Source organism: Aquisphaera insulae, assembly GCF_011064615.1.
Taxonomy (GTDB): domain Bacteria; phylum Planctomycetota; class Planctomycetia; order Isosphaerales; family Isosphaeraceae; genus Aquisphaera; species Aquisphaera insulae.
The window spans coordinates 20,587-45,249 of record NZ_JAALJH010000052.1; the positions used below are offsets into that span (position 1 = coordinate 20,587).

The window sequence follows — 24,663 nt, forward strand, 5'->3', positions numbered from 1 at the left end:
TGCCAGTCCTTCGGGGCGACGACGTTTCCGGGTGCCGCGGACGATCCGCGGCGGGCGGGGAGCCTCAGGCGGCCCCGCTTCGGGGCTGGGTTATATCACGAAGGGCATGTTCTGCGAAGGCTTCCGTCTCCACCCTCCCCTTGCCCGACCGGACCCCCACCAGCACCAGGATCCGGCGGCGAAGCTCGCGGAAGGGGCGGGCCACCAGGCGGTGGGCCCGGATCCACCAGGGAATCCGCCGCTGGAGGGCCGCGGTATCCACCCCGCACTGGTCCGGCCGGCACCGCGCCCAGTGCTTCATCAGGTGGTAGTCGTCGCTCCTCGAGAAGATCCGGAACAGGGCTCCGCGCGGCAGCCAGGACGGCCAGAGGAGGCTGATCTGGAAGTCGATCAGGCAGGGCTGCGAACCATCCCCGACGATCACGTTCTCTCGCTTGTGCAGGTCCACGTAGACGGTCCTGCGGGCGTGCATCGCGTCGAGGAGGGACTGGAGCGCGGGGAAGAAGGAATCCGGGACGGCCTCGCGGGCGCCGAGCGGATGGCCGGGGACGAACTCGCGGGCCACCGCGTTGTCCATCGCCGGCCCCCCCTGATCGACCTCGCCGGCAAGGGCCGGGATCCCGTCCAGGCCGGCCAGCGTCTCGAGGAGCCGGCGCTCGTTGCGGGCGGTCCGTCGCCCCAGCCAACGCATCGGGATGAAGAGGAGGGGCGCCTTGCGGTGGATCTTCACGATCCGCGGCGTGCCATCGGGCCCCCTGTAGAGGGCCGTTGCCGCCCACGAGTCGTGCTTGTAAACCTCGGACAAGGTGTGTCGCGCCCCCGCAATCTGCAATTGCTCGGGGGGGCTCTCCTCGCCGAGGGCGCGCAGCCAGCTCGGCCGGCTCCGTACCGTCTTGACCGCGATCCGTCCGTCCGTGGAGGCAGGCATCGTTCGTCCCGAAGGTTCATGATCCGGTCGGAAGCCGACAATTGCTGGCTCTTTGGGAAACGTTTCGTCCTCCGACGAGAGACGCCTTGAACTTATTGGCGTTGACCGGCTCGCGTTCTCCTCTCGCTGCATGCTACTGAGTCTCTTCAATCTGGGGAATATCGAGATCCTGGACCGGCTCGGGAATCTCGGGCCAGGGATGGCGGGGAGTCTCCGGCCTGCGGAGCAGCCACGCGGCGAGGCGTTCGGGTTCGAGATCGCGGCGGAGGATCCGCTCGGGCCTCTGGAGGTCGGCCAGGATCCCCTGGGCCGCCGCGTAGCCGCTCCGGACGGCCCCTTCCATCGTGGCCGGCCAGCCGGTGTCGGTCCAGTCGCCGGCCAGGAAGAGGCCGTCCATCGTCGTCCGTTGCGAGGGCCGGAGCGCCTCCACGCCCGGGCGGACCGCGAACGTCGCACCATGCTCCGTGACGACCCAGGAACGGACCAGGCGAGCCTCTTTCAGCCCCGGCCAGACCTCCGCCAGGTCGGCGAGGACCGCCTCCCGGATCTCATCCCGGCCCTTCCCCACCAGGTCGTACGAGGCGCTGATCACGACCTGCAAGTACTGTCCCGACTCGTGCCCCGCCGTCGACCGCCCCTGGATGGCCGTGTGGTTGAAGACCCACTGCGCCAGCCGGCCCGGCAGGGCGGCGTGGTCATGGGGGCAGACGGCTCGATCGAACCAGAGATGGACGCCCGTGATCGGCGAGGATTCGAGGCGGCCGATCCGGTCGAGGGCGTCGGCCTCCCCGGCGACGGGGGCCAGGAAGCCGCGAGCCCGGTCGAAGGGGACCGCCAGGATGACGAAGTCCGCGGCGACCGGCTCGCCGGAGCGGAGCCGGAGTCCACGGAGCCCCCCCTCGTCGTCCACGTCGAGGCCCCCCGCCCCGGTGGTCAGCCGGACGTCGACGCCTCGACCCCGGAGCCACGCCTCCAGCCTCGACCCGTAGAGGTCGCCCAGGGGGACGACCGGGATCTCGATCTCGAATCCGTGCCGGGTGGTCAGGAAGCCGTCGACGAACACCTTGCGGGCGTGGCCCACGTCCATCCGGTCGAGCCGCTCGTTGAGCGCGGAGACGAGGACCGTGGACCAGAAGAGGTCCATCGTCCGGGGCGTCTGGCGATGCCGTCGGAGCCAGTCCGCGAACGACTCGTCCGCCGCGGCACTCGGGTCGTCCCGCCCGAGGGCCAGGCGGGCCAGCCCGTAGCCCACGCGGAGCTTGTCGCCCCATCGGAGATACCGCGCCCGCAGGAAGCTGCCGGCCAGGTGGAACGGGGCCGGCAGCACGCCGGCCCCGAGGCGGGAGACCCGACGGCCGGGCCCGACGAACGTGATCGCCGGCTCGCGGCGGAAGAGGTCCTCGATGCCGACGCGGCGGCAGAAATCCGCGAGGTTCGTGCAGCAACGCATGCTGACGTGTTGACAGTTGTCGACCTGCTCTCCGGTCGCCGGGTCGACGAACGAGCTGGCACGCCCGCCGAGGCGAGGCCGGCTCTCGAAGACGGTCAGGCGGAGGCCGTGGTCGACGAGGGCGGCGGCGGCCGCCAGCCCGGCGAGCCCGCCGCCGACGATGGCGACGTGGGGCGGGGCCGGACGCGGGGGGACGTCTGCCGGGATGTCGGGCGCGGGGGCGGGCGGGGTCGGCGAATTCGTCATGGCACGGGGGTCTGGATCCGGGGCGTCGCGCGGTTCCGGAACCGCGCGGGGATCGATCGCAGCGCGATCGCGGCCTTGCGCCAGGACGGGACCGAGACGCGTCGGTCCAGGACGTCGTAGTCGCGGCGGACGATCTCGTCGAGGAGGGCCCGATAGATCCCGACGATCGTCACCAGCACGGGCCGGGCCGGCGCGTCGACGAGCGGCACGAGCTCGCGGGCCTGCTCGTAGTACGAATAGGCCCGCCCCGCCTCGAAGGCGAGCAGCTCGCGGAGGCGGGGGCTCGGATGGTCGGCCTGCAGGTCCGCGGCCTCGACGCCGAACCTCTGCATGTCGATCTCGGGCAGGTAGACGCGGCCGTTCCGCGCGTCCTCGCGGACGTCGCGGAGGATGTTCGTGAGCTGGAGGGCCATCCCGCAGGACTCGGCGAGCCGCTCCGCCCGGCCGCCGTCCGAGCGATATCCCCAGATATGAATGCAGCAGAGGCCGACCACGGACGCCACCAGGTAGCAGTAGTCCGACAGGTCCTCGAAGCTGGCGAAGGCCCGCGGCCGGATGTCCATGGAGACGCCCCGGATGACGTCGTGCAGGAGGTGGGCCGGGATCCCGTGCCGGGCCACGGAGTCCACCAGGGCGGGCAGGCCGGGCCAGCCTCCCTCCCCTCCGGCGCCCAGCGATTCGTCGAGGGCGCGGCTCCAGGCGTCCAGGGCCGTCGCCTTCTCCCCCTCGGTCCCCGGCTCGTCGGCCAGGTCGTCGGTGTGACGCATGAACGCGTAGAGGGCGCTCATCGCCGGTCGGCGGTCGGCCGGCAGCAGCCGAAAGGCCAGGTAGAAGTTCTTCGCCTCCCGCCGCGCGAGCTCGTCGCAGTACGCGTAGCTGGCGGAGAGGGTCGCGCGATCGGTCACGGCCGTGCCTCCCGCGGTGCACCCGCCGCGGACCGTTCGAGGACCGCCGGGGCGGCGGCCGGTGCCGCCCCCCTCCATCGCGACAGGGACAGCCCGACCGCGGCCCGGGCGAGGAGCGCGACCTTGGTCCACTTGCCGAGCGCGGGGCGCGAGGACAGCACGTCGTAGCCCCTCGCCTCGATCCGGTCCAGGATCGCCAACCCGCCGCGGGAGAAGAGGTCCACGTCCACCGCGAGCGGGCCGCGGATCCGCGCGACCAGGGCCCGCCCGCGCTCGAGCATCCCCCGCGCCCGCTCGACCTCGAACCGGAGCAGGGCCGCGAACTCCGGCGTGAACCGCAGCGACCTCAGGTCCGAATCCGGGTAGCCGAACCGGTCGCGATCCTCCTTCGGCAGGTAGATCCGGCCGATGGCCAGGTCGCGGGCCACGTCCTGCCAGAAGTTGGCGAGTTGGAGGGCAGAGCAGGTCTCGTCGGAGAGCGCCGCGTTCTCGGCGCTATAGGCCCCGGCGACGTGGAGGACCAGGTGGCCCACGGGATTCGCCGACCGCACGCAGTAATCCAGGAGCTGCGCGAAGGTCTGGTATTCCGTGACGCGCTGGTCCTGCTCGAAGGCGTCGATGAGGGCCTCGAACGGCGCGATCGGGATCTCGTGCCGGGAGACCGTCTCCGCCAGGGCGATCATGACCGGATGGCGGGCCTCGCCGTCGTACATCCGCCTCAGCTCGCCGCGCCACCAGTCCAGCAGCCGGAGCGACTCCGCGGGGTCGCCGACCTCGTCGCCGAGGTCATCGGCCCAGCGGCAGAAACCGTAGATGCTGGCGAACGCCGGGCGATGCTCGCGCGGCGTGAGCCAGGTGATGACGCTGAAGTTCTCGTAGTGCGTCGCGGCCAGCCGCGCGCAGTAGGCCAGGGCCTCGTCCCTGGTCGCGGGCGTCGAGGACTCGGGCCCGTATCGCCTCAGGTCGTCCTGGAAAGACATGGTGTGCACGTTCCCTCGCCGACCGGCCCCCCCGGCCGGCAAGAGGACGATTCTAATGGCCGTGCGGGAGACGTGCCAGCCGGGGGACTCGCGCGTTGACCGAGGGGCCGGGCCGGGTGACAATCGGCGGCCTGGGCGGCCAGCCGGGCCGCCGGACCCTCCCTCAAGGACGGAACGACACCATGACGACTCGAATGATCGCCGCCGCCGGCCTCACGATCCTGGCCACCCTGACCGGGCCGGGCGCACGCTCGCTCGCCCAGGACGCGGCCAAGCCCGTCTCGCTGTTCAACGGCAAGGACCTGGCCGGCTGGGTGACACCGGCGGACAAGGACCTCTTCACGGTCGAGGACGGCCAGATCGTCGGCCGCACCAAGGGCGACCTCAAGATCAACCAGTTCCTCGCGACCGAGAAGCCCTACCGCAACTTCATCCTCAAGGCCAAGGTGAAGTTCAAGAACGGCAACTCGGGCATCCAGATCCGCAGCAAGCGAACCGCGGAGGGCATCGTCTCCGGGCCCCAGGCCGACATCGCCGCCGATTACTGGGGGCTCCTCTACGAGGAACGGGGGCGGGGGAAGCTCCAGGAAGACGGCATCGAGAAGGCCAAGGGCGTGGTGAAGGCCGACGACTGGAACGAGTTCGTCATCACCTTCAAGGGCAAGCATATCACCGTCGACCTGAACGGCACCCGCGTGATCGACCGCGACGACGAGAAGTTCGACGACGAGGGCATCATCGCCCTGCAGGTCCATGTCGGCCCTGCCATGGAGGTCCGCTTCAAGGACATCGAGATCACCGAGCTCCCCTGAGCGGTGGAAACGCGGCGATCCGTGTCGGCGGCCGCGGCGCCGGGACGCCGCGGCCCGATCGTCACCGACCGGCCCCGGCGTGCCTGGCGTTGAACGCGCGGACGCGGTCGATGAGGGCGGGATGCGAGCGGCCGTCGAGCGTCAGCTCCGACTGCCAGGGGAAATGCCAGACCCAGAGGGCGATCAGCGAGATGCCCTCCTCCTCCGCCATGTCGAGATAGGCCCGGGTCCAGCGCGCGTCCGGATCGGACCGGAAGGTCGGCGTGTCCTGCCCAAGCTCCCCGATGAAGAGCGGCACGCGTGCCGCGCGGATCGCCCGCGCGGCCAGGCGGGCACGCTCCAGGGCGTCGAGGCCGGCGCCCTTCGGGCCGGGGTCGGCCGGCCCGTAGTGATGGAGGCTGTAGACCCCCAGGGGCTCGGGCTGTGCGGCCAGCTCGTTGGCCACGTGCTCGCGCCAGGTGTCGTCGCGATACCGGAAGTCGGGGAAGGTCTCGCGGCGGCTGGTGGCCTCGGGCCGGACGCCCGCGTCGCCGCTGGTGACCGCATGATTCGGGTCGATCGACCTGATGAAGGCGGCCTGCTCCCGGTAGATTTTCTGCGTCATCTCCCAGGTGAGGGAGTCCTCCCGGGTCGCCGTCTCGCGGACCTTCGCGCCCTCGGGATAGAGCCCTCCGGGGAGGAGCGAGGAGCCCTTCATGTCCACGTCGGCCGCCAGCATCAGCTCGTTCTCGAGCTCCCAGAGCAGGACCGTCGGATCGTCCTTGTAGCGGGAGACGAACTCCCGGACATAGCGGTGGCATGCCTCCCAGGTCTTCGAGGCCGGGTCGAGGATCGCGGACCGGGGCTCGCCGGCCATCGCGTGGAAGGTCGTCACGTTCAGGCACGGGACCAGCCGGATCCCCTTGCCGCGACAGGCGGCGAAGAGGTCATCCATGCCCCGCCAGTAGGCGGCCGGATCGCGGCCGTGGAGGCGGTGGGCCTCGATCGGGTAGCCCGGCCCGGCGAAGAAGCGGATGAAGGCCATGCCGCTCCGCGAGGCGTCCTCGATCGCCTCCACGGCCGCGGCCCTGGCCTTCTCGGGCGTGCCGTAGATCGACTCGAGATGGAACCAGGTCCCGAGGAAGATCTGATGCAGGTGGGGCACGTTGACCCCGACCGCGCGGTACTCGCGGCCGTTCAGGATCAGGTCGGGGCCCCGGGGGACGGCGAAGCCGCGGATCGGCTCGGCGGCCCGGGCGGGGAGGCAGGCTGCGATCGCGAGGATCGGGATCAGGCCACGGTTCATGAACGACACCTCACTCGATCGTCCTGACGCCCCGTCCACGGGGGCCGGTTCGGGAATCCACGCCTCGGATCAATAATCGCTGCTGGAGACGACCTCGGAGCCATCGGGCGTGATCAGCGACCGCTGGACCAGGATGTTGAGGCTGTCCCGGACGAACTTGACCGAGCCGTCCCCCATCAGGGCATTCACGCCGCCGGGATGGAACCCGTAGATTTCATCGTTGGCGCCGGCGCCGTTGTCCATGGTCGAGCCGGATTGGGGATACTGCGTGTCCTCGTGGCTGGGCGTGGCCTTGTTGTTGATTACGGTGGAGGAGATCAGGGCGCTGTCGGCCTCCGCCCATCTCCAGAAGCGGCGATGGCCGGCGGGCACCGGACGGACCTTGGACGTCACCGGGGTGTAGTAGTCTTCGGTGACGCCGCTGAGGAACCGGGCGTCGCGGCCGGCGCTCTCTACGACGGCGAAGGTCTGGCTCAGGCCGTCGGTGACCGAGGAGTAACGCCGGCAACCCTGCTTGAACATCCCGTCGGTGCGGAAGGCGGGATTGCGATAGACCGCGATCGGGTTGCTCCCGGGCATGCCCGTGCGGCCCAGCGGGTCGATCGTGGTCGCGGCCAGGCCGCTGTAGTCGCTGACGCCATAGCCGATCCCCGCCGCGCTCGACGCCGGGTCGGCGGGCTCCGGCGAATCCCTGCCGTCGTCCGGGACGCGCGTGGCCGACGGGCAGAGCAGGACCGAGAGGACCTGGCTGCACGCCGTGAAATTGGCGCCCGTGATGTTGTTGTAGTCGAGCGAGAAATTGAGGGCGTCAAAGGTCGGAGACGCCTCGAGGTACGGTAGGATCCGGGGGAACAGCCCCATGCCATCCACGTACTGGTTGCCGACCGTGGTGCCGTTGCGATAGGTCGACTTCCCGGCCGGCGGCAAGGCGCCCGTGGCGCTCTCATAGTTCGCCAGGGCCAGCCCGATCTGCTTCAGATTGTTGACACACCGGGCCCGCCTCGCCGCCTCCCTCGCGGACTGGACCGCCGGGAGCAGGAGGGCGATCAGGACCGCGATGATGGCGATCACGACCAGCAACTCGATCAGCGTGAAGCCGGCGGCGACGGGCCGCCGTGACGCGCGCAGCAACGTCCGTTGCTTGCTCATGGGTGGGACTCCTGGATTTCGGTAGGAGTGAGTCGGGACCGTGCCGCGGATGGGCGAGCGACGAAACCTATCACCGAGGACAGGATGCATCCTAGTCATCCAACGCCCGCGTGTCTACGATTTGTTTCTCGCTTGTTTAACAACCGCGCGGAAAGGGGAGCATCATGAAGTCGGTCGGCCTGGGCTGGCTGGGAGTCCTGCTGGTGGCGGTGGGCGGGACCGGGACGGTGCTCGCCGCCGAACCGGCGTGGCGGCATCGATCGAGCAGGGCGGGAGAGCTCCCCGTCCCCGGCACGTCGACCCAGCAGACGGCCTGCCTGGTGGCGGACCTGGATCGGAGCGGGCGGAACGGCTTCGTCCTGGGATTCCGCGCCGTCGCCCCGGCGCTGGTCTGGTATCGGCCTTCCGGTGACGGGTGGCGGCGCATCGTCATCGAGCCGGACTTCCTGACCGTCGAGGCCGGCGGGGCGTGGCACGACGTGGACGGCGACGGCTGGCCGGATCTGATCTTCGGGGGCGACTGGCAGAGCAACGCGGTCTGGTGGTGGCGGAACCCCGGGAAGGACTTGGGAACGGCCGGGCGCTGGGAGCGGCACACGATCAAGAATTCGGGCAAGACCCAGCACCACGACCAGTGCATCGGCGACTTCAAGGGCACGGGCCGGCCGCAGCTCGCGTTCTGGAACCAGGGGGCGAGCACGCTCTACGTCGCGGAGATCCCGGCGAGGCCTCGCGAGGCGGAGGAATGGCCGCGCGAGGAGGTCTTCTCCGGGCATGCCGGGGAGGGACCGGGCAAGTATGCGGAGGGGATGTCTCGCTGCGACCTGGACGGCGACGGCCGGCCGGAGATCCTCGCGGGGAACTCGGCTTTCTCGTACGCGGGCCCGGGGAAATGGCGCGTGACCCAGATTGGCGAGGTCGGGGGGCTGATCTTCGCCGGCCGGCTCCTCGATGGTTCGAAGGTCCCGCAGGTCGTCATCGCGCCGGGCGACGGGACGGGTCCGGTCCGCTGGTACGAATGCGGCGGCGATCCGTTCGATGCCCGGAGCTGGAAGGGGCACGACCTGGTCGGCCGGGCGATGGTCCACCCGCATTCCTTGCAGCTCGGCGACGTCGACGGCGACGGCCATCTCGACATCTTCGTCGCGGAGATGGCCAAGTGGACCGAGAGCCGGAAGGAACCGGACAATCCCCGCGCCCAGGCCCTCCTGTTCTACGGCGACGGCGCGGGGCACTTCCGCAGGACGGTCTTCCAGACGGGCATGGGCTTCCACGAGGCCCGCCTCGCGGACCTGGACGGCGACGGCCGGCTCGACATCCTCAGCAAGCCCTACAACTGGGAGACCCCGCGGCTGGATCTCTGGCTGAATCGCCCGGCCGATCCTCGCGCGCGATGACCCGCGCCGCCGGCCGTCGGGGGAGTTCCCCGCGGGCCCGGACGCGGTATGCTGATTCGCCATGACGTGCGACGGCCGCGTTCCGGCCGTGACCAGGTGCGAGGCGCTATCGATCGAGGAGGAGGCATTCATGAATGGGATTCTTGGGCCGGGGATTCTGCTCGCGCAGTTCATCCGCGACGAGCCGCCCTATCACGAGCTGAAGTCGCTGGCCCGCTGGGCCGCCGGGCTCGGCTACAAGGGCCTGCAGATCCCATCCTGGGACAGGCACGTCTTCGACCTGGCCACGGCGGCCACCTCGCAGGCATACTGCGACGACTACCGGGCGGGGCTCGCCGACCATGGGCTCTGCGTCACCGAGTTGAACGCGGCGCTCCAGGGGCAGGTGCTGGCCCTCCATCCGGCCTACGAGCAGATGTTCGACGCGTTCTATCCCGCCGGGCTGAAGGGGGCCGCCCTGACGAAATGGGCGGACGAGCGGCTCCGCGAGGTGATCGCCGCCTCGGCGAAGCTCGGGGCGAAGACGATCCCCGCGTTCTCCGGCGGCTTCGCCTGGCAGATGGCCTATCCGTGGCCCCAGCGCCCGGCCGGGATCATCGACGAGGCGTTCGCCGAGCTCGCCCGCCGCTGGACGCCGCTCTTCGACGCCGCGGCCGACGTCGGGCTGAGCTTCGCCTACGAGCTCCATCCGGGCAACGACCTGTACGACGGCGCGACGTTCGAGATGTTCCTGGACCGCGTCGGCGGCCATCCGGCCGCGCGGATCAACTACGACCCCAGCCATTTCGTGCTCCAGCAGCTCGATTACCTGGACTTCATCGCGCGGTACGGCGATCGGATCGCGGCCTTCCACGTCAAGGACGCGGAGTTCCGCCCCGACGGCCGGACCGGGGTCTACGGCGGCTACCAGCCGTGGACGAAGCGCGCGGGGCGATTCCGGTCGCCGGGCGACGGCCAGGTGGACTTCGTCCGGGTCTTCACCATGCTGACCGAGGCGGGCTTCCGCGGCTGGGCCGTCCTGGAGTGGGAGTGCTGCGTCAAGAGCCCGGAGCAGGGGGCCCGCGAGGGGGCGCCGTTCATCAACAAGCACCTGATCGACGCCACGACCGTGGCCTTCGACGACTTCGCGGGTGCGAAGACCGACGCGGCCCGGAATCGCAGCCTGCTGGGGCTTGGCTGAAAGACCGTGACGGCGACCGAGCGGACCGGCTCGGCCCTCGCCGGGCCGGTCGTCCCGCCGTTCGTCGGCCTGCCGATCGTGTCCGCGGATTGCTCCGAGCGAGAATGGGTGCGTCTGCGGGGCCATCCACCGCCGAGGAGGCGAGGGCCACTCGGCATGAAGCGTGCTGGCCCCTTGCAAGGGCTTCCGATGCGGAGCATCCTGGGGTCAGGGTCGCCGGACAATCCGCGACCTGTCCTGCGGGCAGGAGGTTCCTCCGATGGGCATGACTCGACGTCGGTTCTCCGGCACGATCGCGGCGGGATTCCTGGGCGGGTTCGCGATGCCCGGGATCGTGCTGGGGCGGCGCCCCGACGATCTCGTGAAGATCGCGCTGGTGGGCGTGGGCGGGCGGGGAGCGGACAATCTCGGGAGCGTGCTCAAGCAGGAGGTCGTCGGGCTCTGCGACGTCGACGGGATCGCGCTCGAGAATGCGGCCAAGCGGGCGTCGCACGCGAGGACGTTCCGCGACTTCCGGAGGATGTTCGACGAGATCCACAACCAGGTCGACGCCGTCGTCGTCAGCACGCCCGATCACACCCATGCCATGATCGCGCACGCGGCGATGGAGCTGGGCAAGCACGTCTATTGCGAAAAGCCGCTGACCCACTCGATCCACGAGGCCCGCGTCCTCGCGGAGACGGCCGCGCGGAAGAAGGTGGCGACGCAGATGGGGAACGGCGGGCACTCGAGCGAGGCCACCCGCCGGGTCGTCGAGATCGTCCGCGCCGGCGTGATCGGGCCGGTCCGAGAGGTCCACGCCTGGAGCGACAGGCCGATCTGGCCGCAGGGCGTGGATCGGCCCGCGGATATGCCGCCGGTCCCGGGCTTCCTGGACTGGGACGCCTGGCTCGGCCCCGCGCCGGCGCGGGCCTACAATCCCGCCTATCACCCCTTCAAGTGGCGCGGCTGGTGGGATTTCGGCACCGGGGCGCTGGGCGACATGGGCTGCCACATCATCGACGCGTCCTTCTGGGCCCTCGACCTGGGGGCCCCGTCGAGCATCGAGGCGGAGAGTCCGCCGATCAAGGATCATCCCGACACGGCCCCCGCCTGGTCGATCGTCCGCTACCAGTTCCCGGCGAAGGGGGACCGCGCGGCCGTCAAGCTGACCTGGTACGATGGGGGCAAGCTACCGTCGGCCGAACTCTTCGACGGCAACCCGCCGGGCAAGGGGGCCAACGGCTGCCTCTTCGTCGGCGAGAAGGGGCGACTCGTCGTCGGCACCGGCAAGGGCGGTCCTCGTCTCCTGCCCGAGAAGGACTTCGCCGACAGGAAGCTGCCGCCGGCGACCCTGCCGCGGTCGCCCGGTCATCACGAGGAATGGCTCGAAGCGTGCCGGAATCCCGCCCGGCCCACCGGGACGCATTTCGGCTACGCCGGGCCGCTCACCGAGATCGTCCTCCTGGGGAATGTCGCACTCCGCGCGGGCCGCAGGATCGAGTGGGACGCGGCGAACATGCGCGTCGCCAACGGCCCGCTCGACGATCCCTACATCCGTCGCGACTACCGCGCCGGCTGGACGCTCTGAATCGAGAACCCGGAGGACCGATCATGGCCTCGGCGAGACGCGTGACCGAATTGAAGGTCAACGGGACGACCCGCGCCATCGACGCGGACCCCGAGGCCAGCCTCCTGAACGTCCTCCGGGACGAGCTCGACCTGACGGGGACGAAATACGGCTGCGGCGAGGGGAAGTGCGGGGCCTGCACCGTCCTGATCGACGGCCAGCCCGCGCATTCCTGCCGGGTCCGCGTCGGCGTGGCCTCGGGCCGCTCGATCACGACCATCGAGGGCCTGGCCGGACCGTCGGGGACGCTCCATCCGGTCCAGCAGGCGTTCCTGGACCTGGAGGCGTTCCAGTGTGCCTACTGCACGTCGGGAATGATCATGGCGGCGGCGGGATTGCTCGCCGCGAAGCCCGATCCCGGCGAGGCGGAGATCGTCGACGCGATGCAGGGGAACATCTGCCGGTGCGGGACACATCCCCGGATCGTGGCCGCCATCCGCAAGGCCGCCGTGTCGATGAAGGAGGAGCGCCGATGAGGCCCGATCACGACGACCGGCGGGGACTCTCGACGGAGCCGGACCTGGAACCGGAGCGTTACGAGCTTCGCGAGACGCCCGACTGGAACTTCACCCTGGATCGACGCGACTTCCTGCGGACCCTCGGCGGCGGCCTGCTGATCGTCTGCCTGGGGACGCGCGGGGAATCCGAGGCGGTCGCCCAGGAGTCCGGCCGGAGTGGGCGAGCCCGGGGCGGCGGGGGGCGGGGAGGGCAGCTCCCTCGAGAGATCGACGCCTGGCTGCACATCGGCGACGACGGCACCGTGACGGCCTCCACGGGGAAGGTGGAGGTCGGCCAGAACGCGCGGACCTCGCTGACGATGGCCGTGGCCGACGAGCTGGCGATCCCGCTCGCCTCGGTCCGGCTCGTGATGGGGGACACGGACCACGTCCCGTTCGACATCGGCACCTTCGGCAGTTTGACGACGCCACGGATGGTGCCGCTGATCCGCCGCGCCTCGGCCGCCGCGCGGGGGCTGCTCGCCGGTCTCGCCGCGGAGAAATGGGGCGTCGATCGCGGCTCCGTCGAGATCCGCGACGGCAAGGCGATCCACGCCGCGAGCGGCCGGTCGATCCCCCTCGGCGAGCTGACTCGCGGGCGGCAGCTCGTGGAGACGATCGCCGACGACGTGCGGACGATGCCTCCCGGCGAGTGGAAGGTCGCGGGCAAGTCGGCCCCCAAGGTCAACGCCCGGAGCTTCGTCACCGGCGAGCACCGCTACACGAGCGACATGACCCGTCCGGGGATGCTCCGGGGCAAGATCCTGCGGCCCCCCGCTCCCGGGGCGAAGCTCGCGTCGCTGGATGCGTCGAAGGCCGAGGCGATGCCCGGCGTGAAGGTCGTCCGCGACGGCGATTTCGTGGGCGTCGTCGCGCCCACGGAGCACGCGGCCGCCCAGGCACTCGCCGCACTCCGCCCCGACTGGACGACGCCCGAGCCGCCGAGGTGCAACGACAAGACTCTCTATGAATACCTCAAGGCACATCCCGAGGGCGGCCCGCGGAGTCGGGATCGCCAGGCCGCGAGCGAGGCCGGGCCGGTGGCCAGGGAGCTCGCCTCCGCCCACGCCAGGGTCTCCGCCAGCTACACGATCGCTTACATCGCCCACGCCCCGCTCGAACCGCGCGCGGCCCTCGCCGAGTGGAACGGCGACCGGCTGACGGTCTGGGCCGGCACGCAGCGGCCGTTCGGCGGCCGATCCGAGCTCGCTGAGGCCTTCCGGATGCCCGAGGATCACGTCCGCGTGATCGTCCCGGATACCGGCAGCGGGTACGGCGGCAAGCACACGGGCGAGTCGCTCGTCGAGGCCGCGCGGCTGGCCCGCGCGGCGGGCAAGCCGGTGAAGCTCGTCTGGACGCGTGAAGAGGAATTCAACTGGGCCTATTTTCGCCCGTCGGGTCTCATCGAGGCGGCGGCCGGGGCCGATCGGGACGGGAAGCTCGTGGCCTGGGACTTCCACAACTACAACTCCGGCGCATCCGGCCTGAACTCGCCCTACGCCTCCAAGACCAAGGACGTGGCCTTCCACGCCACGGCTTCGCCCCTGCGGCAGGGATCCTATCGGGCCCTGGCCGCGACCGCGAACCATTTCGCCCGCGAGTCGTTGATGGATGAGCTGGCCCTCGCGCTGAAGCTCGACCCGCTCGAGTTCCGCCTCCGGAATCTCGAGGACGCCCGCGTCCGCGACATCTACCGCGACGCCGCGGAGCGATTCGGCTGGGGCAAGACGAAGCCGCCGGAGGGCCACGGCTACGGCTTCGCGGGCGGGGCGGAGAAGGGGGGATACGTCGCCACCTGCGTCGAGGTGGCTGTCGATCCGACGACCCGGGCCGTCCGCGTGGTTCGCGCCGTCGCCGCGTTCGAATGCGGCGCGATCGTCAATCCCGACCAGCTTCGCAACCAGGTGGAAGGTTGCCTGATCATGGGCCTGGGGGGCGCCCTCTTCGAGGCGGTCCGCTTCGAGGACGGCAAGATCCTCAACCCGCGATTCTCCCGCTACCAGGTCCCGCGTTTCGGGGACGTCCCGAAGATCGACGTCGTCCTCCGGGATCGAAAGGACCTCCCCGCCGCGGGCGCGGGGGAGATCCCGATCGTCGCGATCGCCCCCGCCATCGCCAACGCCGTTTTCGCCGCGACGGGCGTCCGAATCCGCTCGATGCCGATCGCCCCCGAGGGGACCATCCCGCCCGCCGCGTCGAAGAGCTGACGCTGGGGCGGATCGCCCGGTGATCATCTTCCAGAAAGGAACTCGCCGATGCTGGCGCCTCTCTTCCTTGCCGCCCTCGCCGCCGCGGCCCAGGCTCAGGCGGAGCCGACTCGCCTTCAGGGCGACGGCTTCGTCGTCCAGGTCGACTCCCGGGACGGACGCTGGTCGCTCCTGGATCCGGCCTCCGGCGTCCGCTGGCCCTCGGAGGGCCAGGCCAATGGGAAGGGCCTGAAACTCTCGCTCGTCGATGGCAACCGCTCGGTCGAGATCCGCCCGGCGGACGGCTCTGCGGGCGAGCTCCGGATCCTGGGCGACGCCCTCGCGCTCGGTGATCGAGAGCAGGCGGCGGTGATCGTCCCGAGCCGGGAGGGCCTGTTCATCCCGGCCGACAGCAAGGTCGCGTTCAAGTCGACGTTCGGCGCCTCCGAGTACGAAGGTTGCCACATGAACATGGTCGGCTTCCTCAAGCGAGGCTCGGCGCTGCTGGCGACGTGGGACGGCGTGTCCGTATTCCCGGAGATCCAGAGCGAGCTGAAGGCGGGAGACGCCCATGGACAGGAGATCCGGACGACCTTCTCGCTCCGCAAGGGGGCGAAGGCCATCCGGCTGACCCCGCTGGGAAAGGGGGACTGGAACACGCTGGCGGCCGCGTACCGGAAGATCGCCGAGGCGAAGGGCCTGGCGGTGACCATGGCGGAGAAGGCCCGGCGCGATCCTCATGCCGAGCTCCTGCTGGGGGCCTCGAACGTCAAGCTCTGGTTCTGCCTGATGCGGCAGATGAGCGAGGACAGCACGAAGGTCGAGAAGCAGGCGGTCAACTGGACGTTCGAGGAGACGGCCCGCGTGGCCGAGCACTTGCGCCATGACCTCGAGATCGATCGTTGCCTCTTCACGATCGGCGGCTGGACCGAGGGGGGCTACGACGTCCGCCATCCCGACGCCCTGCCGGCCAACCCCGAATGCGGCGGCGATGCCGCCCTGGCCGACGCCGTGGCGCGGATCCAGAAGCTCGGCTACGTCGCCAGCCTCCACGATAATTATCAGGATATGTACAAAGACGCGAAAAGCTGGAATCCCGACCTGCTCCAGAAGAGGCCGGATGGCTCGGTCGACGCGGGAGGCCGCTGGAACGGCGGCCGGGCCTACATGGTCTGCGCCACGAATCAGGTCGCGCTGGCGGCCCGGCCCCAGAACCTGCCGGAGATCCGCCGCCGGTTCGGACCCTGGAGCTACTTCATCGACACCACCTACGCGGTCGGCCCGCAGCAGTGCTTCGACCCGAAGCATCCGCTCGACCGCGACGGCGACGTCGCCTGGAAGAGCAAGCTGAGCGACGCGGCCCGCGCGACCTTCGGCCTCTTCGGCAGCGAGTGCGGCCGGGAATGGGCGATCCCGCACAGCGACTTCTTCGAGGGACTGACGGGCGTCGCCGGCAAGGACTTTCACAACCTCGACCCGAGGACCCTGGGCGCGACGGTCATTCCCTTCTGGGAGATGGTCTATCACGATTGCGAGGCCTGCTACGGCAAGTACGGCTACGACGCGGCAAGGGCCGGTGCCTACGTGGCCCGCCACGTCCTCGACGCGCGGCCGCTCAACTACCACTCGATGCCGGACCACCTCTACTGGGAGACGACCTCGGCGCGGCATGAGTCGGTCCATCCGAAGGATGCCCTGGCCAGCTACACCCGCAGCGATCGCGGCTGGGCGGAGGGGCTGCACCCCATCGACGTCTTCCTCAAGAACACGCACGAGATCCTCGGCCCTCTGAACCGCGTCACGGGCCACCAGCGGTTGACGAGGCTCGAGTTCCTGAATTCGACGAGGACCCTCTGCAAGGCGACCTACGGAGAAGGCGGCGAGGCCACGGTGGTCGTCGCCAATCTCGGCGGTGAGGAGGCCCGCATCACGTCCGAGCTGGGCGGCCCGGTGGTCCTTCCCGCCTACGGCTTCACGATCGATGGTCCGCAGTTCGCGGGCTTCCTCGCCACGCACTGGGGCGGCCGTGACTATCCCGGCGGTGCCCTGTTCACGATCCGATCCGAGGGCGGTTCACTCCGCGTGAAACCCGGAAAGGTGCGGATCTTCCACGGCTTCGGCGATCCTCGGATCGACTGGAAGGGCAAGACACACGAGGTGACGAGGGAGGCAGTGGTCGGCGAGGATCGATAGTGCCTTGCCGGCGCTAAGGAATGGGGCTGCAAGGCAGGCAGGAATCCCTGCCCCCCGGGTTTGTAGCCCGGAGGGCAGGGCGGATCCCGGGGGACGGGCAATCCTGCCTGCCCGGTCCCCAGTGCGAATCATCGCGGAGGGAGGTTCCAGGTCAATCCTCCTCCGCCTCCTCCACTTTCCACTCATGGACCCCGGCCGCCCAGCGGGGCTGGAGCTGGACGACCAGGCGGAGGCCCGTCGTCTTCACGGGGGCGAATGTCACCTCGCTCCAGCCGTCCTTGACGATCGGATAGGAGCCCCTGGCGACGACCGGCTTCCAGGCGTCGCCGTCCCGGTACTCGATGGACCAGGACGCGGGATAGCGGCAGGCGCCCCGGCCGGTGTCGTCGAACCAGTAGGCCTTCGAGCTGCCGACGATCCTCGGCGTTTTCCAGTCATACTCCACGTACTCGCGGGTCCCGGAGTGGGGCCAGAAGTGGCAGAGCGCCTGGGGCTGCTCGCCGCTGGTCTTCGGCTCGACGCCGTCGTTCACGCCCCAGGGCTGGGCGTTCCCGCTACGGAAGGACAATTTGACGGCCGCCTGCGTCTCCGGGCCGCCGGGGCCGGGCGTGCGCGGAGCCGTGGGGAGCCAGACCTTCATCGGCCCGGGCTTGCGGTTGTCCCAGGCGTAGTAGGGGATCGCGGTCAGGGGAACCTGCCTGGAAACGGGGACGGCCTGATAAAGGCGTGCGTGCCAGTCCATCTCTGGGGCGGTTTCCGCGGAGCCCCTGAGGACCACAACCCCGCCGAGGACGTCCGCGGCCTTCTCGGCCTTCAGCTCGGTTCCCCGGGGGACGAACAGGGAATCCAGGCCCGACTCGTTGTCCGCGGCCTCGACGCAGTAGACGAGCGGCCCGCGCTGGAAGGCCAGCCTGCCGGTGTCCGCCTCGACGTTCGGATTCGCGGCGACCTGGACCACGGGCATCTTCATGTTGAGTCGAACCGTGTCTCCCGTCTTCCATTCTCGAGAGACGACGAGGTAGCCGCGATCGGTCCCCGGATCGAGCGTCGTCGCCCCGTTCTCCCCGATCGAGACCTTCGCGTCGGAACACCATGACGGCAACCGGAGACGGAGATCGAACTTCGCCGGCTGGTCGAGCGTGAATTTGAATCGGACGTCTCCGTCCCAGGGATACTCCGTCGTGACGTCGAGCTTGACCTTGTGACCGTCCACGTCCACCTTCGTCGACCCCTGGATATACAGGTTCACCCAGAGCGACTTATCACCGACCGCGTAGGCGTAGCCGCCCAGCGAGGCGAGCGTCCGGGCGACGTTGGGCGGGCAGCAGGCGCAGCCGAACCACTCGGAGCGGTGGTGGCGGCCCGTGCTCTCGAGCGGGTTGACGTAGAAGAACCGCTTGCCGTCCAGGGAGACGCCGGCGAGGACGCCGTTGTAGAGGGCCCGCTCGACGACATCGGCGTACTTCGAGTCGCCGTAGAGGAGAGCAAGCCGGTGGTTCCATTGGGCCAGGGCCACCGAGGCGCAGGTCTCCTGGTAGGCCGTCAGGTTGGGCAGGTCGTAGTCGTGCGTGAACCCTTCGTTCGAGGCGCTCGGGCCGATCCCGCCCGTCAGGTACATGTTCCGCTCGACCGTGTTCCGCCAGACGCGGCGGATCATCTTCAGCAGCGCGGGGTCCTGGGTTTCGGCGGCGACGTCCGTCGCCCCGCTGAGGAGATACGCGGCGCGGACGGCATGACCCTTGATGTTCTTGTGGTCGCAGATCGGGACGTCGTCCTGCCAGTAGGTCCCGTCGTACTCGCTCTCGGGGGTGTGGTGCTCGGCGGCGAAGAACTTGCGGCCGCGGTTCTCGATGAAGAAACGGGCCAGCTCGAAGTAGCGCTTCTCGCCGGTCGCCTGCCAGAGCTTGATGAGGGCCAGCTCAACCTCCGGGTGCCCACAGTAGCCCAGCCGCTTGTCCTTGCCGAAGGTCGAGTCGATGTGGTCGGCCGTCTTCGTCGCGACGGCCAGGAAGTTCTTCTTGCCGGTGGCCCGGTAGTGGGCGACGGCCGCCTCGATCATGTGGCCCGCGCAGTAGAGCTCGTGGTTGTCGCGGAGGTTCGTCCAGCGTCGGCCGGGCTCCTTCACGACGTAGTAGGTATCGAGGTATCCGTCCTCGAGCTGGGCCCCGGCGATCTTGGCGATGATCTCATCCAGTTGCTTGTCGAGCGCCGGATCGGGGTGGGTCGCCAGGGAGTAGGAGGCGGCCTCCAGAGCCTTGTAGATGTCCGAATCCATGAAGACCGGGCCCTCGAAGCCTGCGGTGGCGCGGGCCGCGGCGAGCTCCAGGTTCTTGATGTTGCCGGACTTCTCCAGCATGGCGAAGTTGATCGGGATCGAGACCTTCCGATTGACCTCCTGGCGGGGGCTCCAGAAGCCGTCTCGGATCTCGACGTCGGTGAAGGGGACCGCGTGCAGCTTGAGGAGCGGGATATCGTCGGCCGGGACAATCGGTGACGCCAGGAGGAACAGGCTGGTTGCAAGGAGTGCGTATTTCATGGATCGGAGCTTTCTCCGGGTAAGCTCTGGGCCGCCGGCGTTCGGGCGCAACAAATTGCGGCGAGTTGGCGAGGTCTTCGAGCGGGATCGATTTCCTCGAAGGTAAGGTGTGGACTTGCGCGGAATCAAGGGGAGAGGCCGCGCGTTCCCTGGCCCCGGGCGGGACCGAACGCGGCCAGGACGAGCCCCTCGAGGACCAGGTCGGGGACGATCCGGGCCGCCTCGCCGCTGGTCGCCCGGGCCAGTCGATCCGCATCCCCGCCCGTCCAGACAATCCACGGCTCACCGGGAGGATCGAAGGCCTGGCGGGCGATCAGCTCCTTGATCGCGCCGACCGTGCCCCAGAAGAGGCCGGCCTCCATGGAGTCGATCGTCCCGCGCCCCCACGAGGGGGCGGCGGCACTCGGATGGATCAGCGGCAACTGGGCGGTGAGCATGTGGAGGGCGCGGGCGCAGAGGAAGAGTCCGGGCGCGATGACGCCGCCGAGCCAGACGCCCTCGGCGCCGATGCGCTCGATCGTGATGGCCGTCCCGCATGAGACGACCAGGCCGGTCCTCCCCGCCGGCTTTCTCGCCGCGGCGGCGAGGACCGCGAGCGCCCGGTCCGCTCCCCCTTGATTCGCATCCTCCACGTCCATCGGCAGGGGGACGTCCGAGGCCGTCTCGTACCAGGAAACCTCCTCGATCCCTCGGGCCGCGAGGAAGGCCCGCAGCTTCGCCGCCGCCGGCGGGTTCACCGAGGCCACCGCCCAGCGTGGCCGAATCGAGTCGTCCGCTCCGGCCCCGAGATTCTTGCTCCATAGCTGCCAGATGGCGTCCCAGGCGAGCGGGTCGTCGGGCGGCAGGGCCGTCGAGGGGGACACCGTCCCGGACTCGCCCACCAGGGCCCACTTCATCCGGGAATTGCCAAGGTCGGCGGCGATCCGGATCATGGCGTGCTCGGCCTCGGGGTCCTCATCTCTCGTATCATCGCTCGCCGATCCGTGGATCGTCGCCGCGCGGGATCATTATGGACCGGATCCGCGACTGACTGCCAGGGGGCCCGGGAGGTGGGTACAATCCCAGCTCCGTCGGTTCCTCCCATCCCCGAGGGTTCGCCCGATGAGCCTCGATCCACGCCGCCTCGCCCGATGGCTCTCCGCCGCGGTCCTCTTGCTGGGTCTCCCGATCAAGCTCGCGAACGAGGCGTCCGCCCAGCCGGTCTCGTTCCCGGTCCGGGTCGTGGTCGATGCCGCGAGGCCGCGCGGGCCGCTGCCGCCGATCTGGCGATTCTTCGGCGCGGACGAGCCGAATTATGCCACCATGAAGGACGGTCGGAAGCTGATCGGCGAGCTCGGCGGACTTCGCCCCGGCGCCGTCTACTTCCGCGCCCACAACCTGCTGACGTCCGGCGACGGCACGCCCGCGCTCAAGTGGGGTTCGACGGGCGTCTATCGCGAGGACGCCCAGGGTTCAGCCGTCTACGACTGGACCATCCTGGACCGGATCTTCACGACCTACCTGGACCGGGGCGTCCGGCCCTACGTCCAGATCGGCTTCATGCCGAAGGACCTCTCGACCAGGCCCGAGCCCTATCAGCATCGCTGGACGCCCACGGCGAAGTACGACGAGATTTACACCGGCTGGGCGTATCCGCCGAAGGATTACGGCGAGTGGGCCGAGCTGGTCTACCGGTGGGTCCGGCATTGCGTGGAGGCCTACGGCCGGGACGAGGTGGAGTCCTGGTACTGGGAGACCTGGAATGAACCGAATATCGGCTACTGGCGTGGGACGCCCGAGGAGTTCCAGAAGCTCCACGACTTCGCGATCGACGCCGTCCGCCGCGCCCTGCCGACGGCCCGGGTCGGCGGGCCGGACTGCGCCGGCTCCGGCGGCAAGTGGGCCCGGGACTTCCTCGAACATTGCCTCCGCGGCACCAACCAGGCGACCGGCAAGGTGGGGACGCCGCTCGACTTCATCTCGTTCCACGCCAAGGGCTCGCCGAACGTCGTCGACGGGCACGTCCGGATGGGGATCGCGACCCACCTGAGGACGGTGGAGGACGGATTCAAGCTCGTCGCCTCGTTCCCCGAGCTGAAGGGCAAGCCGATCGTCATCGGCGAATCCGACCCCGAGGGGTGTGCCGCCTGCCAGGGCCCGCGGCTCGGCTATCGCAACGGAACGATGTACTCGAGCTACACGGCGGCGAGCTTCGCCCGCAAGCTCGACCTGGCGGAGAGGACCGGTGTCAACCTCGAAGGGGCCCTCACCTGGGCCTTCGAGTTCGAGGGCCAGCCCCCCTTCGCCGGCTTCCGGGCGCTGGCCTCCGCGGGGATTGACCTGCCGGTCCTGAACGTCTTCCGGATGTTCAGCCTCATGGGTGGGCGGCGACTCACCCTGGAGAGCTCGCACGCGGTGGGCCTGGACGAGATCCTGGCCCGGGGCGTTTCGGGCGAGCCCGACGTCTCCGCGATCGCCGCGCTCGACGGCGAGACGCTGGCCGTGCTCCTCTGGCACTACCACGATGACGACGTCCCCGGGCCCGAGGCCGACATCACGGTCGACCTGACGGGATTGCCGCGAGGCGAGGGCGCCGCCCTGATCCACCACTATCGCATCGACGCGGATCACGGGAACGCCTATGAGGCGTGGAAGCGGATGGGCTCCCCGGCCCCACTCACGGCCGATCAAACCGCGGCGCTCGAGCGAGCCTCGGCCCTGGCCCTGGCGGAATCACCCACGCGACGGGCCTACTCCCGCCGGGCGCTGAAGCTGCGCCTGAGCCTGCCCCGTCAGGCCGTCTCGCTCTTGAGGATCGAGCTGGGGCCGCCTTCGGCGTCGGGCAAGGGTTGAGCCGGTGCGCTGGAAGGGGGTGGGGACTGCCCGCCACATCAGCCCGACTCGAAGTTCTCCCGGGGCCACGAGTTCCCTGTCCTGCGAAGGTGGACACGGGCTTTAATATGTGCGAATTCGTGGCGGCGGCCTAACGCCCAGTATCAGTGGCGGCGCGAAGCGTCGTCAGCTCCATGCTGATGATAGGTGTCCTGGCCCAAGTCATTGCCGAGCTCGAATAGCATATGGGGGCCAACTCCGACGAGCGGCCACATCAACTGATCACCGAGGACGAACCAACGGGGCTTCTCGTCAGCGTCCGCGTCAACGCTCATTCTCGCCGCCTCGCACCGACGCTCAGCGGACCCGCGACGCCGAGCATGGATTCGGGATGGAATCACTCCGCGGCGCGGCGAGGCCTCCGAGGCGCGAGGTTAGGCGACGTGTGTTGACGCGACAGCGAGGAGCCTCGACTCTTCGTCCTGCGGCACCGCTACGACCACGAAGCGCTGGGCCGGGTAGAGATAATCCTCCCCCGAGTCGTCGATGATCCGCAGGAGGCCTTCGGTTGCCGCCGCCGCGTCGGGGAGTACTCGGTAGAGCATGCCGGCCGACAGGTCGTCGCACCCTTCGTTGGCGACGCACACGGCGAACACCGGCCTGACGTGTTGAGCCGCCATTGTGCTAGTCCAGAAGCCGCTTGATCTTCATCTTCCGCCTGCCGACGCCGTGCGCCTCATACCAATGGACCTCGGCTCGGCGGACACTTCCGCTGGCCAGGCGAACCGTGGCGATGCCCTTGAGCTTCCGCCACCGACGGCCGCCGTAGCGAGCTTTCAGGTCGGCGTTCTCTCGAATCGAGAGGTTGACCGCGATCGTCTCGACGTCGGAGAGATCGCCGAAGAGCTCGAAGTCCATGCCTGCGAGACTACCGCCGCGATCTTCTTAACGCAACCTATTAGGATTAGGCCGTCTCGCTCTTGAGGATCGAGCTGGGGCCGTCCTCGGCGACCGGCGGGCGCTGATGCGACCCGACGGAAGGAGCCTGGGATTCTTCCTCGGCGCGCGAGTGCAAGGCGTCCTGGATGGTCCGCAAGAGCACCGGGATGCCCTTGCCGGTCACGGCGGAGATGGACAGGACCTCGCGGCCGAGCTCGCGGGCGATCCGGTCGCGGGCGGCCTCCGCGCCGGTGAGGTCGAGCTTGGTGAGGACGACGATCTCGGGCCGTTCCGCCAGCGAGGGGCTGTATTCGCGGAGCTCGCGGCGGATCATCCGGTGGTTCTCGAGCGGGTCCGAGCCGTCCACGGGGACGGCCTCGACCAGGTGGACCAGGACGCCGGTCCGCTCGACGTGGCGGAGGAACTCGTGGCCGAGGCCGAGGCCGGCGTGGGCCCCCTCGATCAGGCCCGGGATGTCGGCGACGACGAAGGCGGTGTCGTCCACCCCCACCGTCCCGAGGTTCGGATACTTGGTCGTGAAGGGATAGTCGGCGATCTCCGGATGGGCGCGGGAGATTCGCGAGAGGAGCGTGGACTTGCCGGCGTTGGGCAGGCCGATGAGGCCGACGTCGGCGATCACCTTGAGCTCGAGCGTGATCCACCGCTCCTCGCCCGGCAGGCCGGCCTCGTGCTGCCGCGGGGCCCGGTTGGTCGCGGACTTGAAGAACGTGTTGCCGTGCCCCCCGCGACCCCCCTTGGCGACCACGACGCTCTCGCCGGCCGCCTTCAGGTCGCGGATCACGTTCCCCCGGTCCCGATCGCGGACGATCGTGCCGGGAGGGACCTCGATCACCAGGTCCTTGCCGTTCTTGCCGAAGCAGTTGGAGCCCTGCCCGTGCTCGCCGCGGGGGGCTCGCCAGTGGCGCTGGTGCGAGAGATGGGCGAGGTTGGTGTTGCCCTCGGAGGCGCGGAGCACGACGTCGCCGCCGTGTCCGCCGTCGCCCCCGTTGGGGCCCCCGCGGGGGGCGTACTTCTCATGGCGAAAGCTGAGGCAGCCGTTGCCTCCCTCCCCACCTCGCACGAAGAGGGTCACGCGGTCCACGAACATGATGCGGGGCTCTTCTCGGGTGGGGCGGCTGCGTCCGGATCGATCAGGCCTTGGCGGCGGCGGGGACGGCCTCGACGGGGAAGACGTTGATCCGTCGGCCTTCCTGGTCGAACGTCACCTTGCCCTCGATGAGGGAATAGATGGTCCAGTCGCGGCCGATGCCGACATTCCGGCCGGCCCGCCACTTCGTCCCCTTCTGGCGGCAGATGATCGCCCCCGGCCTGGCCACCTGGCCGCCGAAGAGCTTGATTCCCAGCATCTGGGGGTTCGAATCGCGGCCGTTGCGGCTCGACCCCTGACCCTTTTTATGAGCCATGACTGATACGTCCTCGATCTCGCTTTGGACCTGCGCGCCTTCGAATGCTACCATGGGCCGGCGCGATCGACGCGCAAACGCCGGCACGCCGCCAGGCGGCGTTGAATCGATCATCATATACGCCCCGGCCCGCACC

At 69.6% G+C, this 24,663-nt stretch carries 20 protein-coding genes; 8 read left to right on the forward strand and 12 right to left on the reverse strand.

Annotation, left to right across the window (positions count from 1 at the left end; genetic code table 11):
- Positions 1-64 precede the first annotated feature (64 nt).
- The 4 genes from G6O54_RS23720 to hpnC all read right to left on the reverse strand — a co-directional run bounded on the left by G6O54_RS23720 (position 65) and on the right by hpnC (position 4,509).
- Positions 65-928, reverse strand: coding sequence for a hypothetical protein (locus G6O54_RS23720; protein WP_165228753.1), 864 nt, complete (start codon positions 926-928; stop codon positions 65-67).
- A gap of 133 nt (positions 929-1,061) precedes the next feature.
- A complete protein-coding gene (hpnE, locus tag G6O54_RS23725; protein WP_165228755.1) occupies positions 1,062-2,624 on the reverse strand; it encodes a hydroxysqualene dehydroxylase HpnE in 1,563 nt (520 codons plus the stop codon).
- On the reverse strand, positions 2,621-3,529 hold the full coding sequence (locus G6O54_RS23730; RefSeq protein ID WP_250847036.1) for a phytoene/squalene synthase family protein: 909 nt from the start codon (positions 3,527-3,529) through the stop codon (positions 2,621-2,623). Before G6O54_RS23730 ends, hpnE begins: the two co-directional genes overlap by 4 nt.
- On the reverse strand, positions 3,526-4,509 hold the full coding sequence (hpnC, locus tag G6O54_RS23735; protein WP_165228759.1) for a squalene synthase HpnC: 984 nt from the start codon (positions 4,507-4,509) through the stop codon (positions 3,526-3,528). The genes G6O54_RS23730 and hpnC overlap by 4 nt, the downstream gene beginning before the upstream one ends.
- A gap of 182 nt (positions 4,510-4,691) precedes the next feature.
- Between hpnC and G6O54_RS23740 the strand changes: the two genes are divergently transcribed.
- Positions 4,692-5,321, forward strand: coding sequence for a 3-keto-disaccharide hydrolase (locus tag G6O54_RS23740; protein ID WP_250847037.1), 630 nt, complete (start codon positions 4,692-4,694; stop codon positions 5,319-5,321).
- Positions 5,322-5,382: 61 nt separating this feature from the next.
- On the opposite strand, the gene G6O54_RS23745 is transcribed toward G6O54_RS23740, so the two are convergent.
- Both G6O54_RS23745 and G6O54_RS23750 read right to left on the reverse strand, forming a co-directional pair.
- Positions 5,383-6,606, reverse strand: a complete 1,224-nt coding sequence (locus tag G6O54_RS23745) for a cellulase family glycosylhydrolase (protein ID WP_165228761.1) — start codon at positions 6,604-6,606, stop codon at positions 5,383-5,385.
- 69 nt (positions 6,607-6,675) lie between these two features.
- On the reverse strand, positions 6,676-7,755 hold the full coding sequence (locus G6O54_RS23750) for a DUF1559 family PulG-like putative transporter (protein ID WP_165228763.1): 1,080 nt from the start codon (positions 7,753-7,755) through the stop codon (positions 6,676-6,678).
- 164 nt (positions 7,756-7,919) lie between these two features.
- Here G6O54_RS23750 and G6O54_RS23755 point away from each other — a divergent pair, with 164 nt between their 5' ends.
- From G6O54_RS23755 to G6O54_RS23780, 6 genes are all read left to right on the forward strand, one after another.
- Positions 7,920-9,152 (forward strand): FG-GAP repeat domain-containing protein, encoded by a 1,233-nt coding sequence (locus tag G6O54_RS23755; RefSeq protein WP_165228765.1) that lies wholly within the window; start codon positions 7,920-7,922, stop codon positions 9,150-9,152.
- Between the two features lie 130 nt (positions 9,153-9,282).
- Positions 9,283-10,332 (forward strand): sugar phosphate isomerase/epimerase family protein, encoded by a 1,050-nt coding sequence (locus tag G6O54_RS23760; protein WP_165228767.1) that lies wholly within the window; start codon positions 9,283-9,285, stop codon positions 10,330-10,332.
- 259 nt (positions 10,333-10,591) lie between these two features.
- Positions 10,592-11,902, forward strand: a complete 1,311-nt coding sequence (locus tag G6O54_RS23765) for a Gfo/Idh/MocA family protein (RefSeq protein WP_165228769.1) — start codon at positions 10,592-10,594, stop codon at positions 11,900-11,902.
- A gap of 23 nt (positions 11,903-11,925) precedes the next feature.
- Positions 11,926-12,417, forward strand: a complete 492-nt coding sequence (locus G6O54_RS23770) for a (2Fe-2S)-binding protein (protein ID WP_250847038.1) — start codon at positions 11,926-11,928, stop codon at positions 12,415-12,417.
- Complete coding sequence (locus G6O54_RS23775) at positions 12,414-14,645, forward strand: xanthine dehydrogenase family protein molybdopterin-binding subunit (RefSeq protein ID WP_165228771.1); 2,232 nt, start codon at positions 12,414-12,416, stop codon at positions 14,643-14,645. Before G6O54_RS23770 ends, G6O54_RS23775 begins: the two co-directional genes overlap by 4 nt.
- Before the next feature lie 48 nt (positions 14,646-14,693).
- Positions 14,694-16,817 carry a DUF6259 domain-containing protein gene (locus G6O54_RS23780; protein ID WP_165228773.1) on the forward strand — a complete coding sequence of 708 codons (2,124 nt, stop codon included), beginning with the start codon at positions 14,694-14,696 and terminating at the stop codon, positions 16,815-16,817.
- Positions 16,818-16,968: 151 nt separating this feature from the next.
- Here G6O54_RS23780 and G6O54_RS23785 read toward each other — a convergent pair whose 3' ends face one another.
- On the reverse strand, positions 16,969-19,353 hold the full coding sequence (locus G6O54_RS23785; protein ID WP_165228775.1) for a glycoside hydrolase family 127 protein: 2,385 nt from the start codon (positions 19,351-19,353) through the stop codon (positions 16,969-16,971).
- 125 nt (positions 19,354-19,478) lie between these two features.
- Complete coding sequence (locus G6O54_RS23790) at positions 19,479-20,285, reverse strand: type III pantothenate kinase (RefSeq protein WP_165228777.1); 807 nt, start codon at positions 20,283-20,285, stop codon at positions 19,479-19,481.
- 169 nt (positions 20,286-20,454) lie between these two features.
- Between G6O54_RS23790 and G6O54_RS23795 the strand changes: the two genes are divergently transcribed.
- Positions 20,455-22,185 carry a GH39 family glycosyl hydrolase gene (locus G6O54_RS23795; RefSeq protein ID WP_165228779.1) on the forward strand — a complete coding sequence of 577 codons (1,731 nt, stop codon included), beginning with the start codon at positions 20,455-20,457 and terminating at the stop codon, positions 22,183-22,185.
- A 413-nt stretch (positions 22,186-22,598) separates the two neighbouring features.
- On the opposite strand, the gene G6O54_RS23800 is transcribed toward G6O54_RS23795, so the two are convergent.
- Genes G6O54_RS23800 through rpmA form a run of 4 tightly spaced genes read right to left on the reverse strand, consistent with a single transcriptional unit; the run spans position 22,599 to position 24,527 of the window.
- Positions 22,599-22,844, reverse strand: coding sequence for a hypothetical protein (locus tag G6O54_RS23800; protein WP_165228781.1), 246 nt, complete (start codon positions 22,842-22,844; stop codon positions 22,599-22,601).
- Between the two features lie 4 nt (positions 22,845-22,848).
- The gene (locus tag G6O54_RS23805) at positions 22,849-23,082 is read right to left on the reverse strand and encodes a hypothetical protein (RefSeq protein WP_165228783.1); all 234 of its coding nucleotides are present in this window, start codon (positions 23,080-23,082) and stop codon (positions 22,849-22,851) included.
- Positions 23,083-23,128: 46 nt separating this feature from the next.
- Positions 23,129-24,211, reverse strand: coding sequence for a GTPase ObgE (gene obgE, locus G6O54_RS23810; protein ID WP_165228785.1), 1,083 nt, complete (start codon positions 24,209-24,211; stop codon positions 23,129-23,131).
- A gap of 43 nt (positions 24,212-24,254) precedes the next feature.
- Positions 24,255-24,527, reverse strand: a complete 273-nt coding sequence (rpmA, locus tag G6O54_RS23815) for a 50S ribosomal protein L27 (RefSeq protein WP_165228787.1) — start codon at positions 24,525-24,527, stop codon at positions 24,255-24,257.
- Between the last annotated feature and the right edge of the window lie 136 nt (positions 24,528-24,663).

Coding starts and splice junctions, on each gene's coding strand:
- G6O54_RS23720 (WP_165228753.1), bottom strand. CDS start 928: ATGCCTGCCTCCACGGACGGACGGATCGCGGTCAAGACGGTACGGAGC.
- hpnE (WP_165228755.1), bottom strand. CDS start 2,624: ATGACGAATTCGCCGACCCCGCCCGCCCCCGCGCCCGACATCCCGGCA.
- hpnC (WP_165228759.1), bottom strand. CDS start 4,509: ATGTCTTTCCAGGACGACCTGAGGCGATACGGGCCCGAGTCCTCGACG.
- G6O54_RS23740 (WP_250847037.1), top strand. CDS start 4,692: ATGACGACTCGAATGATCGCCGCCGCCGGCCTCACGATCCTGGCCACC.
- G6O54_RS23745 (WP_165228761.1), bottom strand. CDS start 6,606: ATGAACCGTGGCCTGATCCCGATCCTCGCGATCGCAGCCTGCCTCCCC.
- G6O54_RS23750 (WP_165228763.1), bottom strand. CDS start 7,755: ATGAGCAAGCAACGGACGTTGCTGCGCGCGTCACGGCGGCCCGTCGCC.
- G6O54_RS23755 (WP_165228765.1), top strand. CDS start 7,920: ATGAAGTCGGTCGGCCTGGGCTGGCTGGGAGTCCTGCTGGTGGCGGTG.
- G6O54_RS23760 (WP_165228767.1), top strand. CDS start 9,283: ATGAATGGGATTCTTGGGCCGGGGATTCTGCTCGCGCAGTTCATCCGC.
- G6O54_RS23765 (WP_165228769.1), top strand. CDS start 10,592: ATGGGCATGACTCGACGTCGGTTCTCCGGCACGATCGCGGCGGGATTC.
- G6O54_RS23770 (WP_250847038.1), top strand. CDS start 11,926: ATGGCCTCGGCGAGACGCGTGACCGAATTGAAGGTCAACGGGACGACC.
- G6O54_RS23775 (WP_165228771.1), top strand. CDS start 12,414: ATGAGGCCCGATCACGACGACCGGCGGGGACTCTCGACGGAGCCGGAC.
- G6O54_RS23780 (WP_165228773.1), top strand. CDS start 14,694: ATGCTGGCGCCTCTCTTCCTTGCCGCCCTCGCCGCCGCGGCCCAGGCT.
- G6O54_RS23785 (WP_165228775.1), bottom strand. CDS start 19,353: ATGAAATACGCACTCCTTGCAACCAGCCTGTTCCTCCTGGCGTCACCG.
- G6O54_RS23790 (WP_165228777.1), bottom strand. CDS start 20,285: ATGATCCGGATCGCCGCCGACCTTGGCAATTCCCGGATGAAGTGGGCC.
- G6O54_RS23795 (WP_165228779.1), top strand. CDS start 20,455: ATGAGCCTCGATCCACGCCGCCTCGCCCGATGGCTCTCCGCCGCGGTC.
- G6O54_RS23800 (WP_165228781.1), bottom strand. CDS start 22,844: ATGGCGGCTCAACACGTCAGGCCGGTGTTCGCCGTGTGCGTCGCCAAC.
- G6O54_RS23805 (WP_165228783.1), bottom strand. CDS start 23,082: ATGGACTTCGAGCTCTTCGGCGATCTCTCCGACGTCGAGACGATCGCG.
- obgE (WP_165228785.1), bottom strand. CDS start 24,211: ATGTTCGTGGACCGCGTGACCCTCTTCGTGCGAGGTGGGGAGGGAGGC.
- rpmA (WP_165228787.1), bottom strand. CDS start 24,527: ATGGCTCATAAAAAGGGTCAGGGGTCGAGCCGCAACGGCCGCGATTCG.